Raw genomic sequence first — 14,083 nt, 5'->3', positions numbered from 1 at the left:
TCACCCTTGACGGGCGTGACGCTCTGATGCCTCATACGTACCATGCGCCGCCCTCCGCCTTCTCTGCCCGTCGCCCACGCCACGCGCGTGCTCGCCCTCGGTGCCCTCCTGGGCACCGCGTCGTGCGCCCAGGTCCTGGGCCTCGACGAGTTCGAGGACTGCGATGAAGATTCTTGCTCAGGAGTGCTCTGGGCGAAGAGCTTCGAAAGCCATGAGTTGGTCTTTCCAGAGAGCGCTCGGCTCGACTCGAAGGGGAACATTCTCCTCTCAGGAGTCTTTCGAGGTACCACTGATTTCGGCGGCCCGCCCCTGATATCGTCTCACTTCGCTTTCTTTCTCGCCAAGCTGAAGCCGGATGGTGGCCATGTATTCAGTCGGTGGCTTTGGGTGAAGGAGCTGGATGGAGCCTTTGCCTCGCGTCTTGCGGTACTGCCTGACGATAGCGTCGTCTTGTCGGGGCTGTACGATGAAGCGATCGAGTTCGACACTGGCGATTCCATCTCGGCGCCCACTCTCGATGAGTGGGGTTTCTTCGTGGCCAGGTTCTCGTTCGACAACAAGTTGATCTGGCGGCGCAACTTGTTCACGGGCACGGGTAGCCTCGCTATCCTGGATTCGGCGGCTACGCCCGACGGTGACGTGATCCTGGCCGGCTCTTTCAGCCGCGAGGTAAGCTTGGGTTCGTCGACCCTGGCGACTGAACGTGGCCGTCGCGCTCAACGACGGAACGCTGGATTTTGGCGATGAGATGAAGGCCGTGGCTACGGGCGAGTTCAGCGCTGTCGTGACGAAGATCGACCTGGGGCGGGTCGGGAAATAGCTCCTCGAACTCAGCGGAGCTAGTCAGTTGATCTGCAGGTTCGCGGCCGCCTTGCCGTCCTGTTCCGCGCCCGCGGCGCCGCCGCTCGGGGTCGTGCCGCCGGCGCCGCCGTACCCGGGGGCGCCGGTCGAGCAGCTGTTGTCTCCGAACGTGAAGGTGACGCTCCCGGATCGCGCCAGGCAGGCGCTCGGGCCACCGCCCCCGCCCGCGCCAGGGCCGCCGTCGCCACCAGTACCACCTTTGCCGCCGACGCCGCCGTCCTCGTCGGGGCGACCAACATCGCGGTCGAGTTCCAGAACGCGCTCGCGAAGGTCACGGGGCAGGCGCTCCCGTGCGAGTTCGAGGTCCCTTCCCAGGTGGCCGGCGGACAGGTCGCGTTCGACGACGTCAACGTCCTCTTCGGGCTCGACGGCGCATCGCAGGAGATCCTGCCGCAGCGCCCCGGCTGCGACGGCCCAGGCTGGCGCTACGACGACCCGGCCTCTCCCGCGGCCCTCGTGCTGTGCCCCGATACCTGCGAGGCCGCCAGGGGCGCTTCCATCGCGAAGATCCAGATCCTCCTCGGCTGCGAGACCGTGATCCTCTGACCGAGCGCAGCCGAAGGGCCGCGCGCTCCCGAAGGAGAGAGGGCGAGCCGCCGGTGTCGTGGAGAGGACGGCGGGAGCGACAGCGAGGCCCAGGAACCTGCGGCGCAGACGCGAAGCGTCATGAGTGAGGCGGCTCACCACGCTGACGGCGTGGAGGCGCGGATCGTGGGGCCGGCACGAAGGCGTCGGACCGGCGCGCGCGGGCGGCGCCCGGCGGCGCCCAGCGCGGTGAGCGCCGCCTTGCAACTCTGCACTGCGCTTTGTGGACTCCGGGCCCCCAGAGCCGTAAGAGGACGGAACCATGACGAAGGAGTCCTCCCTCGCCGCCGCAGGCTCGCCGCGGCACGCCGCCCCCGCCGCGCTCCATCCCGCCCTGGTGCTGAGCGCTTACCTCGAGCCGCTCGTGCGCGGCCGGCGGGTCGCGGTGGTGGGTGACGCCACCATCGGCCTCGCCGATCGGCTGCTCCAGCGCGGAGCCCGCCTCGTCCACGCCTACGACCCGGACGCCGCGCGCGTCGCCGAGAAGCTCGCGCGGACGGCGCCCACCCGGCAGCCGCACCCGAACGTCGCCGTGTTCGAAGGCGACCTCGGCGTGCGCGACGGCGCCTTCGACACCCTCGTCATCCCCGATCTCTCCCTCTTCGGCGATCCCGCCGAGGTCGTCCGGCGCGCCCGACGCCTCACCGCCGCGAGCGGCGTCGCCGTCATCGCGTCGCCGAACCCGGAGGCCGCGCGGGGCCTGCTCCCCGCGGGCGCGCGCCGCGGCGCGGCGCCCGGTTACTACGCGCTCTACGACCTCGTGGCGCTCCAGTTCAAGCAGGTGCGGATGGTCGGCCAGGCGCCGTTCGTCGGCTACACGGTCGCGGAGTTCGCGCCGAAGGGCGAGCCCGAGGTCAGCGTGGACACGTCGATCCTCGACGCGTCCGAGGAGCCCGAGTGGTTCATCGCCGTGGCCGGCGAGCGCTTGCCCAGGCTCGACGCGTTCGCCGTGATCGAGCTGCCGTTCGCCGATTTCCCGGGCGCGAACGCCGGCGCGTCGCCCGAGGCGCTCAGCGAGGCCGAGGGCCGCGCGCAGCGGCTCGGGGGCGAGCTCGCGGAGCTGCGCACCCGGCACCAGCGCGACCGCGAGGACGCCGGGGTCCGCGCCGAGAGCGCGGTCGCCACGGCCGCGCGCCTCGCCGAGGCGGAGGCCGAGATCGAGTCCAGGGCGGCGCGCCTCCGCGACGTCGAGGCCAGGGCGGGCGACGCCCACGTCCGGGCCGAGCGCCTGTCGCACCAGATCCGCGACATGGAGGAGGAGCTCCGCAGCCAGCGCGATCGCGCGACCCGGCTCAGCAAGCAGCTCGACGACGAGAAGCGGGTGCGGACCAAGGTCGAGCTCGAGCTCGGCATGATCCGCAACAAGCCGGAAATCGCCGGCGCCCGCGACCGCCTCGACGCCGTGACCGCCGACCTCGAGGCCGCGCGCGCCCGGATCGCCGAGCTCGAGGCGCGGCCCGCCGTGGCGGCGCCCGACCCGGCGCTCGCGGCGCGCGTGGAGGAGCTCGAGGCCGCCGCCGCGGGGGCGCGGCGGGAGCTCTCGAAGCTCACGTCGGAGCGAGACACGGCGCGCAGGCGCGCGCAGGAGAGCGAGCGCGCGCTGGAGGAGGCGCGGCGCGCGGGGGGCAGGGTCGAGGAGCTGGAGGCCGCCCGCGCCGAGCTCGCGCGCGACCGCGACCGGCAGAAGGAGCGGGCCGACCGGAACGAGCGCGAGAGCCGCGCGCTGGAGGACCAGCGGAGCGCCCTCGACGCGCGCAGGCTGCTGCTCGAGGCGCGGATCGTGGAGCTCGAGCAGACCGTCGTCGCGCTGGAGCAGCGGGCGTCGGAGCTCGAGAAGCGCGACGCAGGCGAGGCGGCGGCCGCGGAGATCGCGGGCCTCGAGGAGGCGCTGCGCGACCGGGGCCACGTCATCGCGTCGCTCATGGCGCAGCTGCGCGAGAGCGAGCGGGTGGGCAAGGAGCTCGTCGACGAGCTCGGGACGGTCTTCGCGTCGGCGCCGGCCGACGACGGCGGGCCGGGCGAGGCGGCGGACGGCGGGCAGGGCGGAGCGCTCGGGGGGCAGGGCGGGCCGGGCGGCGCGGTGGAGGCGCTGCGGCAGCAGCTCGACGCGCTGGCGCGGAGCGCCGCTGCGAGCGAGGCCGATCTGCGCGCCGCGGGATGGAAGATCGCGCAGCTCGAGCGGGAGCTGACCGAGGCGCGTGGCACGGCCGGCTCTCCGCCGGCGCTCCACGAGGAGCTCGAGCAGGCGCTCGTCGCCGCGCAGGCGGAGATCGCGGCGCTGCGCCGGGCGGCGGAGCGGGACGACGTGGCGGTAGCCCGCGAGGACGTGGCGGTGGCGCGCGAGGACGTGGCGGTGGCGCGCGAGGACGAGGACGTGGCGGTGGCGCGCGAGGACGAGGACGTGGCGGTCGTGCGCGAGGACGTGGCTGGCGCGCGCGGGGATGTGGCCGTCGTGCGCGACGATGTCGGCGTGCCGCCCGAGGTGATCGAGCAGACCGTGCTCCTCCAGCAGGTCGCCAGCGCTGTCGAAGCGATTGTGTGAGCCGCGGTCTGGACCGAGGCGGGCGGTGGCCCCGGTCCGGATCCGAAACCGTGGCCTGCGGGCCGCATCGACCCGCGCGTCAGCCGTGACGCCGACGCGGGGTCCCGGGCGCAGCCCGACGCGCGGCGCGCGACGTCACGCCGGGCCGGACACGTTCGTGCTCCCGGCCGGCGACGCGCTGGCGAGCGGGGAGCGCTTCTCGCCCGCGAAGGCCTTCTCCACGAGGTAGTCGCCCGGCTCGCCGCTGTTGCCCTCCTCGAAGCCGCGCGACTCCAGGAGCGCGGCGGTGTCGGCGAGCATCTCCGAGCTGCCGCAGAGCATCAGCCGGTCGTGCGCGGGGTCGAGCGCGGGCAGCGCCAGATCGGCGAAGATGCGGCCGGACTCGATGAGCGCCGTGATCCGGCCCTCGGTCTTGAACGCCTCGCGGGTGACGGACGGGTAGTAGCGGAGCTTGGGCCGCACGATCTCGCCGAGCAGCTCGTCCGCCGCGAGCTCGTGATCGAGGTAGCGCGCATAGGCGAGGTCCTGCTCGCGGCGGCACGTGTGCGTGATGACCACGCGCTCGAAGCGCTCGTACGTCTCGGGGTCCTTGACGACGCTGAGGAACGGCGCGAGGCCGGTCCCGGTCGCGAGGAGCCACAGGGTCCGGCCCGGCCGCAGGTTGCCGATCGTGAGCGTGCCCGTCGCGCGCTTGCCGACGAGGATCGTCTCGCCGACGGCGATGTGCTGCAGGCGCGAGGTCAGCGGGCCGTTCGGCACCTTGATCGAGAAGAACTCGAGCGTCTCCTCGTGGTTTGCGCTCGCGAGGGAGTACGCGCGGACGAGCGGCTTGCCCGCGACCAGGAGCCCCATCATGCAGAACTGCCCGTTCGCGAAGCGGAAGCTCGGCGAGCGGGTGGTCTTGAGCGTAAAGAGCTTGTCCGTCCAGTGGTGGACCTCAAGCACCGTCTCTTCTGTGTAACCGGGTACCATGTCGTTCATCCTTGTCGGTGCGAAAGCATCGCGGCGAGGTGGTTCGAAAGAGCGCGCTCCCCGATCAAGACAGCGGGGCGGCGCCGCGGTGCGCGAGCGCGCCGAGCTCTACCGCAAGGTCGTCTTCCATGAGTTCGCCGCTTCACATAGCAATCATGCAAATGATAATCAAGATCAGCATCGACCCATGGGGCCGTCCACGTTGCCGCGCACGATCTCGTGGCGCGTCGTCCTCTAGGGGCGACGGCGCTCCTTGACGATGCCCGTGGAGCCGCTGGCCACACGCCGTGGAGACCGCATGCCGCGGGTCGGGCGGCGACGGCGGGCCGGGCGGGGCGCTCACGGGCCGGGCGGGTCAGGAGCGCTGCGCCGCGCGGCGTCTCTGTGCGCACGCGGTCGCTCGCGCTAAGGACCGGGCCGATGCGCGCTCCTCGCCCCCTCTCCACGCTCGCCCGGCTCGCCGGCGCCGCCGCCCTGGCCCTCGCGCTCGGCGCTTGCGGCGCGGTCACCGCGCCCGGCGCGAAAGACCCCATCGCCTCGCTCCGCGACGCCGGCGCGCATTCGGCCGACGGCGAGGTCGTCGGCCGCTGGCTCCTCGGAGAGCTCCTGGTCCCGGGCGGCACGCCCGCCGGCGCCAGGGAGGCGCGCAAGCGCCTCGAGGGGATCGGCGCGAAATCGATGCTCGCGTCGCTCGGGCGCGCGATCGACGACGAGGGGCACGGCCGTAACGCGCGCGCGGCGGCGGCCTACCTCGATGCGCTGGACGCGGCCCGGGTGAGCGCGCACCCCGACGCCCCGCTCGTGGGCTGGTTCGCCGCGAACCGCCTGCTCGGCCTGCGCTCCAGCGTCGCGGGCCTCTGGAAGAAGTCCCGCGAGGTCGTCCTGCGCGCCATCGACCACCCGGGCAAGCTGGGCTGGCGCGCGCGCGGAGAGCTCGTCGAGTGGTGGAGCCTCGACGGGCTGCCCGACGAGGCCGCCGCGGCGCGCCCGGACGGCGCCGCCGGGACCGCCGGCGACGCCGGCGACGTCAGCCGCGCGGCGCCCGCCGTGCCGCTCATCGACCACGCGGCGCGCCGCTACGGGTGCATCGAGAACGCCCGCTTCGCCGGCCCGTTCGGCCACCTGGCCGCGAGCGACCACCGCGTCCACCACGAGGCGGAGCGCGCCGGCCCCTGGCCGCCCGTGTTCCCGCGCGATCCCCACCGCAGAGGCCCGCCGCGCGTGCTCGGCGCCGAGCGCCGCGGCTGCCAGCTCTCGGCCGTCGCGCCGGAGGGGCCCGGCGAGGGCGGGGCCGGGGGAGGCATCTTCTACGTCGAGACCTTCATCGACCTGCCCGCCGAGCGCGAGATGCTCATCGCCGTCCAGGGGGCCTACGCCATCCTCGTCGACGACGTCGAGGTGCTGACGCGCGACACGAAGCAGTGGGGGATCTGGCCCCGCTTCGGCGTCCGCCTGCGCCTCGGCCCCGGCCGGCACCGCATCCTCGCCCGCGTCGGGGGCCGCGACACCTCCATCCGCCTGCTCGCGCCCGACGGCACGCCCCTCGGCGTGGCCACGTCCGCCGATCCGACGCCGCCCTATTCGCTCGTCGCGCCCGAGGTCCTGCCGGATCCCAACCCCATCGAGCCGTTCCTCACGGCGCTCGGCGTGCCGCCGCAGCCCGCGCCGAAGGTGGCGCGCGCGCTCGGCCTGCGCGGCGCGCCCCCCGCCGAGCGCGACGTGGGCGATCCGATCGCCCGGTACCTCGCGGCGACCATCGCGCACCTCGAGGGCCAGGACGACGTGAGCGCCGTGCTGATCGAGCCGCTCGTGGCCGATCCTGCGCGCGCCACCGGCCCCGCGCTCGCGGCCCAGGCGGTCTTCCTCGAGAAGGACCCGATCTTCCCGGCGTCCGACGGGCAAGACCTCGTGAAGGACGTGCGCGCGCGCGCCGCGGAGAAGGACCCGGAGCTCTGGTACCCCCGCCTCTGGCTCGCGCTCGAGGAGGCCGACAAGGTCGGCCTGTCCGAGATGACCCGCACGATCGAGGCCCTCGCCGACCGCTTCCGGGAGGTGCCCGACCTCCTGAAGACGCTCGCCGGGATGTACTCGCGCCTCGGCTGGCGCGTCGAGCACGTGCGCACCGTGAAGGAGGCCGCCGCGCGCTTCCCGGACGACATCGAGGTGCTGGGCGCGCTCCTCCGGATCCACGACGGCGACGGGCACATCGCGCAGGCCGACGCCCTCGCCGCGCGCATCCGGGAGCTCGATCCCGACGCGGAGATCGAGCTGGAGAGGGCGATCGATCGCCGCGACTACGCGGCGGCGATCAAGGAGCTCCAGCGCCTCGGCTCCGCCCGCAAGGACCGCAAGGACATCGCCGCGCGCATCGCCGATCTCCTGACCCGCGCCGGCAAGCGCGCCGAGTCGTTCGAGCAGCTCGAGCGCGCGCTCGCGAAGTCGCCGGACGACGCCGACGCGCGCCTGGCGCTCGCGGACGCGCGCTTCGCGCGTGGCGAGCGCGACGCGCTCCAGAAGGCGCTCATCGAGGCGATCCGCACCGGCGCCGACACCTCGGGCCTGCGCGACGCGATCGAGCTGCTCGACGGCACGACGGAGCTCAGCCCGTACCGGCTCGACTCGAAGAAGGTGATCGCCGAACACGAGGCCTCGGGCGAGGTCATGCCGGGCACGGCGGCGCGCGTGCTCGACTATGCGGCCATGTGGGTCCACGAGGACGGCTCGGCGCGGATGCTCCAGCACGAGATCATCCGGATCCAGTCGCGGGAGGCCATCCAGGAGCACGCCGAGCAGCGCATGCCCGAGGGGCTCGTGCTCAAGCTCCGCACGGTCAAGCGTGACGGGTCGATCCACGAGCCGGAGTTCATCGAGGACAAGCCGACCGTGACGATGCCCCACCTCGAGGTGGGCGACTACATCGAGGTGGAGAACCTGTTCGTGCTGCGCGGCGACGGGCAGGGGGGACTCACGTTCCAGGGCCCGCGCTGGTTCTTCCGCGAGGAGAAGGTCCCCTACTGGCGGAGCGAGTTCATCGTCGTGTCGCCGAAGAGCCGGCCGCTCGACGTGGAGGCCTCCGGCCCCGTCCCGGCGCCCGAGATCGTGGAGTCCGGCGCGCTCGTCACCCGCCGCTACCGGGTCGACAAGAGCCCCGCGCTCCCGGAGGAGCCGGCGAGCGCGCCGATCTCGGAGTTCCTTCCGAACATCCGCATCGGCTGGGGCATCCGCCTGGACAGCACGATCGCGCGCATGGTCGACGCGGCCGCCGACGAGACGCCGCGCGATCCGCGGCTCGTGCGCATCGCGCGGGCAATCGCGCGCACGCCGCTCGCGCCGCGCTCGCCGGCCGCGGGCGGCGGCGAGGAGGGGAAAGCCGCCGCTGCGCAGGGCGCGCGCGGCGAGGGCGAGGGAGCGGCGCCGTCGAAGGACGAGCAGGCGCGCCGGATCTACCGGTGGGTGCTCGCCAACGTGGAGCCGGGGCGCGAGGACGACGGCCGCCGCGTCGTCATCGGCAAGAGCGGCAACCGAACCGAGGCGTTCCTCTACCTGTGCCGCCTCGTCGGCATCGACGCCGGCTACGGCGTCGTGAGCGACCGGCTCACCGCGCCGCCGCGCGGGCCCATGAGCGAGGCCGAGACGTTCAACGCGCTCGCCGTCCGCCTCGACACCGGGGACAAGCCCGGCGCGGGCGCGGTCCGCTGGATGTTCGTGCGCGACAAGTTCGCGCCGTACGGCTACCTGCCGAGCTCCCTCCGCGGGCAGCCGGCGATCGTGCTGAAGCCTGGGACGCCGCGCGAGGTGACGCCCTCGTCCGGCGCGCACGACGGCGTGGTCACGGAGGGCGTCGCCGAGGTGGCGAGGGACGGCTCGGCCTCGCTGACGATCGAGCAGCGCTACGAGGGCAAGCTCGCGATCGCGCTGCGCTCGGCGCTGGAGTCGCTCCCCGACGCCCAGCTCAGGGACGCCGTCGAGTCGCGCCTCCTGCCGCAGATGGTGCCGGGGGCGCGGCTCCAGGCGATCGAGATCAAGGAGCTGAGCGAGATCGATCGGCCGCTCACGCTGAAGATGAAGATCGCCGCCGCGAGCTTCGCGCGCGCGCAGGGAGGGGAGCTGGTCATCACGCCGCCCTTTGGCGTGCGCGTGGCCAGCCTCGCCAGCCTGCCGGTCCGCGAGACGCCGCTCTACCTGTCCGAGCAGATCGCGACGCGCTCGGAGGTGCGGCTCCGCGTCAAGCTCCCCGCGGGCGCGCGCTTGGTCACGAAGCTCGCTCCGTCGAAGGCGGACGACGAGGGGCGCGCCGTGCGTGTGAACGATCGCATGGACGGGGGCGCGCTGGTCCTCGATCGCTTCCTCGAGCTGCCCGCGGGCCGCGTGCAGCCCGATGCCTATACGAAGTTCCAGCAGTTCGCCCGCGCGGCGGACAGCGCGCTCGACCGGGACATCGTCGTGCAGCTCGACCGCGACGGACGCTGAGCGCGGCGCTCCGTCAACCCTGCGCCGGGCCTCGGTCGCAGGGATTCCTGTGTGTCAACCCACGCGGTATGGATTACTCTTTTGTTCCCTACCGTGAGCGATCTGGATTCCCAGTACGCGCAGGATGCTGGCCGCCAGCCCACGGATCCCGTGAAGGCCCGGGTGGCGCGCGCCTTCCGGCTCTGCTCGCTGTTCGCGCAGGTGGATCGCGAGGTACGGGAGGCGGTCACGGACGCCGCGGTGCTCGAGGTGGTGGCGTCCGATGCGGCGATCTTCGAGCAGGGGGCCCCTGCGGACACGCTGGTGGTGCTCGGCCGGGGGCGCGCGCGCGTCGAGCGCGTCAACGAGGCGGGGGCCGCGTTCCCGCTCAGCTACCGCGGCACGGGTGACGTGCTCGGCGAGTCGTGCCTCGGCGGGCTGGAGACGCGGACGGAGCGGGCGATCGCGATGGATGAGGCCGAGGTGGTCCGGGTGCCGCTCGCGCTCGTCCGCGAGCTCTGCGCCCAGCACCCGGGGCTCGGTGGCGCGGTGTTCGCGCTGCTCGTCGCGCGGCAGCGGGAGACCGAGGACCGGATCGAGTCGATGCTCTTCAAGAACGTGGGAGGGCGCCTCGCCGAGTTCCTCCTGCACGCGGCGGAGCGGTGGGGCGTGCCGACGCCGCGCGGGACGCTGATCTCGGCGCCGATCACGCACGCGGAGATCGCCCAGGTGATCGGGTCGACGCGCGAGACGGTGACGCTGACGCTCGGGGCGTTCCGGAAGGAGGGGGTGCTCGACGCGGCGGGGAGGCGCCTCATCGTCAAGGACCGCGAGGCGCTCGCGCGTAAACGCTAGGTGCGGCGTCAGCCCGCGGCAGCGCGCGGCGGCTCCTGGAGCGTGGCGCGCAGCTTGTCCAGCGCGCGCGAGAGGCGGGATTTGACGGTGCCCACCGGCACCGCGAGGCGCTCGCCGATCTCCACGAGGGAGAGCCCCTCGAAATAGGCGAGCTCGAGCACCGTGCGCTGGTCCTCCTGGAGCGCGGCCACGACGCGCCTCACGCGGGCGCAGTCGGAGCCGAGCGCCGGGTCGGGGCCGCCGAGCTCGGCCGGGGCGTCGTTCTCCTCGCCGTCCGCGACCAGGCGGAGCTGCCTCGCCGATCGGAGCCGGTCGAGCGCGCGGCTGCGCAGCCGCATCGTGAGCCAGGTGCGGGCCGACCCGCGGAGCGGCTCGTAGGTGTGGGCCTTTCGCCAGACCTCCAGGCAGCAGTCGTGGACGAGATCCTCGGCTTCGGCGGGGCTCCCGAGCACCCGCTGGGCGAGCGCGAGGAGCGCGGGCGCGTACCGGTCGTAGAGGGCGGCGAGGGCCTCCCGGTCGCCGCCGGCGATGCGGGCGACGAGCTCCTCGTCGCTGCCAGGCGCCGCCATCGGCGCGGGCGGGGCCGCGACGTGAGCCGGCGGCGCCTCGTGAGCGGGCGCGGGCGCGGGCCCGGTGCTCGCGGCGATCAAGGCGCCACCTCGATGCCGCCCTCGCCGACGATCGCGCACAGGCACGGCGCGTCGCCGACGACGGTCGGGATGGAGTGGATCGAGCCGGCGGGGCTGTGGAGCTCCTCCCCGGCGCGGACGACGCGCCCGTCGTCCACGGCGAAGGCACCCTCGAAGACAAGGATGCGCTCGTCGCCCAGGTGGCGGTGGCGCGGGATGCTCCCGCCCGGCTCGAGGCAGACGAGGATCGCGCTCGTGGTCGCGCGGCGCGGGCCGGTCGCGAGCGGCAGGACGCGCATGCCCGGCAGCACGGCGTTCATCGCCTCCGGCTCGGACAGCGCGTGGAGGGCGCGCCGGGCGTCGTCCGGCGCGACGTCGGTGAGGGCGGCGAGGCGCGGCGCCATCGGGGTGAACCGCTCCAGGCGATCCACCGAGGCGAAGAGCCGCGCGCGCAGGCGGCCCTCCGGCGGGACCGGCGGCAGCGCCAGGGCGACGGCCGCGACGGCGGCCTCCGCGTCGGCGAGCCGGCGCGCGCAGTCGCCGCAGGCGCCGAGGTGCGCTTCGACCTCGGCGCCGCGCGCCCGTCCCGCGCGGGCGAGGAGCGCGTCCTCCAACGGATCATCGAGGTGTCCAGCGAGCATCATCGGCGCCGCTCCTTCGAGGCGAGGTTGTGCCCCTGGATGAGTACGCGGGGGAAGGGGGAGCGGTTCCAGCGGACGTGGCTGGGCGCCCCGGACACGCGCCGGTGACGGCCGAGGAGCCGGCGCGCTCCGCGCCGGCGCGCGCGCCGTTCCCAGTTGACGTGGCGCACGAAGCGTCGATACGCCTTCGCGAGTCGACCCCGCAGGAAAGGACCGCTCATGCCGAAGCTCAGCTCCGGGACAGCCATCGCCGTCGCATTTCTTTTCGGTTGCTCCGCGTCGTACGTCGCGCCGCGCTTCCTGGTGCCGCCGGTGCAGGCGGGGACCGATCCGCCCCGGTGGGAGGTTCGGTGCGTGGACGTGGAGACGGCGCGCGTCAGCGACAGTCAGGTGTTCGAGGTGACCACCACGGCCGGATGGAACCCGGTCCTCAAGCGGTTCGGGCAGGAAGGCTGGGAGCCGGTGCAGTTCCTGCGCAGCGAGATGACCGCGAAGATCGAAGCCGTGTGCTTCAAGCGGCCTCTCCTCTGACGTCGCGCACGAGGCGCGCAGGCACGAGGCGCGCAGGCGCCGCGCGCCTCGGGGGCGGTCGCGCCGGGAAGGCCGCCCGCGCCGGGACACGCCGAGGCGGCCGCCGCGCGACGGGAAGGCCGCCCGCGCCGCCGAGGCGGCCGCCGCGCGACGGGAAGGCCGCGGCGAGCGGGCGAGCCTGACGCCTGGCATTCTTGCGGCGGAAGCCGGCCGGAAGGCGTGCTAGGGGGCGCCGATGGAGTCCGCGATCAAGACGTACCGGATCCGCCTTGACGGCATCCGCTTTCGCGCCAAGCACGGCGTGTCTCGCGCCGAGCGCGACCTGCCCCAGGATTTCGTCGTGTGCCTGGAGGTGGAGCTCCCGGTCTCGCTGTTGCCTCGAGCGGACACGCGCGCGCGCGTCTTCGATTACGACAGGCTCGCGAACCTCGTCGTCGAATCGGGCACGAGCGCGTCGTACAAGCTGCTCGAGACGCTCGCCGAGCGCATCATCGAGCGGGTGCTCGACGACACGCCGGCCCTCCTCGTGACCGTTCAGGTCAAGAAGTTCGGCCCCCCGACGTCGGTGTCGGTGGATGCCGCCTCCGTGGAGCTCTCGGGCCGCAAGGTCGGATGAGCTCGCTCTTGCAGGCGTCTGGAGCTCTCGCCATGGTCACGTGATGGGGGACGACGCGGGGCGGCGGGCGAGGTCGTTGATCGAGCGCAAGCAGGCGTTCGCCGCGCGGCAGGCGGCGCGCGGCAAGGGCGCCTTCGACGGGTTCGCGCCGATGGGCAGCGGGCCGCCGAACCGGCACGGGATGCCGAGGCTGCCGGTCGGGCAGCGCGAGGTGACGAGCTGGCCGGTGCTCGATCTCGGCGATACGCCGGACATCCCGGCCGACCGCTGGCAGCTCGAGATCGACGGGCTCTGCGAGGCGCCGCGGACCTACTCCTGGGAAGAGTTCATGGCGCTGCCGCAGACGCTCGACGTGTCCGACTTCCACTGCGTGACCACCTGGAGCCGCCTGGACAACCACTGGATCGGCGTCCGGTTCGCCGCCCTCGCGGAGCGCGCGCGCCCGCTCGCGGACGCGCGCTTCGTGCTGATCGAGGCGAGCGACATCGCGCCCGGCACGCAGACCCCCTACACGACGAACCTGCCGCTCGAGGAGGCCATGCTGCCCGACGTGCTGCTCGTCCACACCTGGGAGGGCAAGCCGCTGCCGCGCGAGCACGGGGGCCCGGTGCGGATGATCACGCCGCAGCTCTACTCCTGGAAGGGCGCGAAGTGGATCCGGCGGATCACGTTCACCGCGGCGGATCAGCCGGGGTTCTGGGAGGTCCGCGGCTACTCGAACACGGCGTACCCGTGGTTCGACGATCGGTACGGCCGCCGCTGAAGCGGGCGCCGCGCGACGAGGAGGGCGAGCCAGCATGCCCGGCGAGGAGAGCGTGAAGCGCACGGAGGCCTACGCGAGGGAGCACCTGGCCAACGAGCGGACGCACCTCGCCTACGTGCGCACGGCGATCGCGCTGCTCAGCTTCGGCATCACGCTCAACCGGGTCAGCCTCTACTTCCTGGAGGCGGGGCCGCCGGCCGCGCCGGGAGGGCCGCGGTCGTTGCTGCGCGAGGTCGTGGGCCTCGGCGCGGGGATGGTCGTGCTCGGGATGGCGCTCATCGCGTGGGCGGCGGTGCGTTACCTGCGCGTCGCTCGCGCCATCGATCGCGGGGAGTACCGCCCCGACCGGACGGCGATCCTGATCTTCACGGCGGCGCTCTTCCTGGCCGGCGCAGCGAGCATCGCCTGGCTGTTCGCCTCGTGAACCGGAGGCAGTGGCCTGCCCTGCTGGAAGGCCGCCTCGCCAGCGGCGCATTCTGGCGAAAACTTGCGTGACGCCCGTGGGCCCGACGCGGCATAGTGCGCGCCTCGGATGACAGGCAAACGACACCCCGGCGGATTGGGGCCGCCAGGGTGCCGCGCCTCAGCCTCGTGCCGGAGGACTGGAGCATGGGTAGGCCCATCGCGCCTTGGTTTGTT

General features: G+C 73.5%; 12 protein-coding genes. 9 read left to right on the top strand and 3 right to left on the bottom strand.

What is annotated here, in order from left to right; genetic code table 11:
* The first annotated feature begins 42 nt into the window (after positions 1 to 42).
* From WMF46_RS38400 to WMF46_RS38390, 3 genes are all read left to right on the top strand, one after another.
* Positions 43 to 747 (top strand): hypothetical protein, encoded by a 705-nt coding sequence (locus WMF46_RS38400; RefSeq protein WP_437981767.1) that lies wholly within the window; start codon positions 43 to 45, stop codon positions 745 to 747.
* Positions 748 to 1,176: 429 nt separating this feature from the next.
* Positions 1,177 to 1,407 carry a hypothetical protein gene (locus WMF46_RS38395; protein ID WP_437981766.1) on the top strand — a complete coding sequence of 77 codons (231 nt, stop codon included), beginning with the start codon at positions 1,177 to 1,179 and terminating at the stop codon, positions 1,405 to 1,407.
* Positions 1,408 to 1,708: 301 nt separating this feature from the next.
* Positions 1,709 to 3,988: a hypothetical protein gene (locus WMF46_RS38390; protein ID WP_437981765.1), complete on the top strand. Its 2,280-nt coding sequence runs from the start codon at positions 1,709 to 1,711 to the stop codon at positions 3,986 to 3,988.
* A 135-nt stretch (positions 3,989 to 4,123) separates the two neighbouring features.
* Here the strand turns inward: WMF46_RS38390 and WMF46_RS38385 are convergent, their stop codons facing one another.
* Positions 4,124 to 4,960: a ferredoxin--NADP reductase gene (locus WMF46_RS38385; protein ID WP_437981764.1), complete on the bottom strand. Its 837-nt coding sequence runs from the start codon at positions 4,958 to 4,960 to the stop codon at positions 4,124 to 4,126.
* Positions 4,961 to 5,380: 420 nt separating this feature from the next.
* On the opposite strand from WMF46_RS38385, the gene WMF46_RS38380 reads away from it, so the two are divergent.
* The gene (locus tag WMF46_RS38380; RefSeq protein ID WP_437981763.1) at positions 5,381 to 9,430 is read left to right on the top strand and encodes a hypothetical protein; all 4,050 of its coding nucleotides are present in this window, start codon (positions 5,381 to 5,383) and stop codon (positions 9,428 to 9,430) included.
* A gap of 93 nt (positions 9,431 to 9,523) precedes the next feature.
* A complete protein-coding gene (locus WMF46_RS38375; protein ID WP_437545050.1) occupies positions 9,524 to 10,264 on the top strand; it encodes a Crp/Fnr family transcriptional regulator in 741 nt (246 codons plus the stop codon).
* A gap of 8 nt (positions 10,265 to 10,272) precedes the next feature.
* On the opposite strand, the gene WMF46_RS38370 is transcribed toward WMF46_RS38375, so the two are convergent.
* On the bottom strand, positions 10,273 to 10,914 hold the full coding sequence (locus WMF46_RS38370; RefSeq protein WP_437981762.1) for a sigma-70 family RNA polymerase sigma factor: 642 nt from the start codon (positions 10,912 to 10,914) through the stop codon (positions 10,273 to 10,275).
* On the bottom strand, positions 10,911 to 11,537 hold the full coding sequence (locus tag WMF46_RS38365; protein WP_437981761.1) for a cupin domain-containing protein: 627 nt from the start codon (positions 11,535 to 11,537) through the stop codon (positions 10,911 to 10,913). The genes WMF46_RS38370 and WMF46_RS38365 overlap by 4 nt, the downstream gene beginning before the upstream one ends.
* Positions 11,538 to 11,753: 216 nt before the next feature.
* Here WMF46_RS38365 and WMF46_RS38360 point away from each other — a divergent pair, with 216 nt between their 5' ends.
* The 4 genes from WMF46_RS38360 to WMF46_RS38345 all read left to right on the top strand — a co-directional run bounded on the left by WMF46_RS38360 (position 11,754) and on the right by WMF46_RS38345 (position 13,868).
* Complete coding sequence (locus WMF46_RS38360) at positions 11,754 to 12,065, top strand: hypothetical protein (RefSeq protein WP_437711098.1); 312 nt, start codon at positions 11,754 to 11,756, stop codon at positions 12,063 to 12,065.
* Between the two features lie 235 nt (positions 12,066 to 12,300).
* The gene (locus WMF46_RS38355) at positions 12,301 to 12,681 is read left to right on the top strand and encodes a dihydroneopterin aldolase (RefSeq protein ID WP_437981760.1); all 381 of its coding nucleotides are present in this window, start codon (positions 12,301 to 12,303) and stop codon (positions 12,679 to 12,681) included.
* 43 nt (positions 12,682 to 12,724) lie between these two features.
* Positions 12,725 to 13,444, top strand: coding sequence for a molybdopterin-dependent oxidoreductase (locus WMF46_RS38350; RefSeq protein WP_437981759.1), 720 nt, complete (start codon positions 12,725 to 12,727; stop codon positions 13,442 to 13,444).
* A 34-nt stretch (positions 13,445 to 13,478) separates the two neighbouring features.
* Positions 13,479 to 13,868, top strand: coding sequence for a YidH family protein (locus tag WMF46_RS38345; protein ID WP_437545047.1), 390 nt, complete (start codon positions 13,479 to 13,481; stop codon positions 13,866 to 13,868).
* Positions 13,869 to 14,083 lie beyond the last annotated feature (215 nt).

The sequence above is a fragment of the Sorangium sp. So ce117 genome (assembly GCF_051524395.1).
In the GTDB taxonomy this organism is placed as follows: domain Bacteria; phylum Myxococcota_A; class Polyangia; order Polyangiales; family Polyangiaceae; genus Sorangium; species Sorangium cellulosum_B.
The sequence above is the reverse complement of the archived record's forward strand: the minus strand, read 5'-3'. Positions and strand labels throughout refer to the sequence as shown.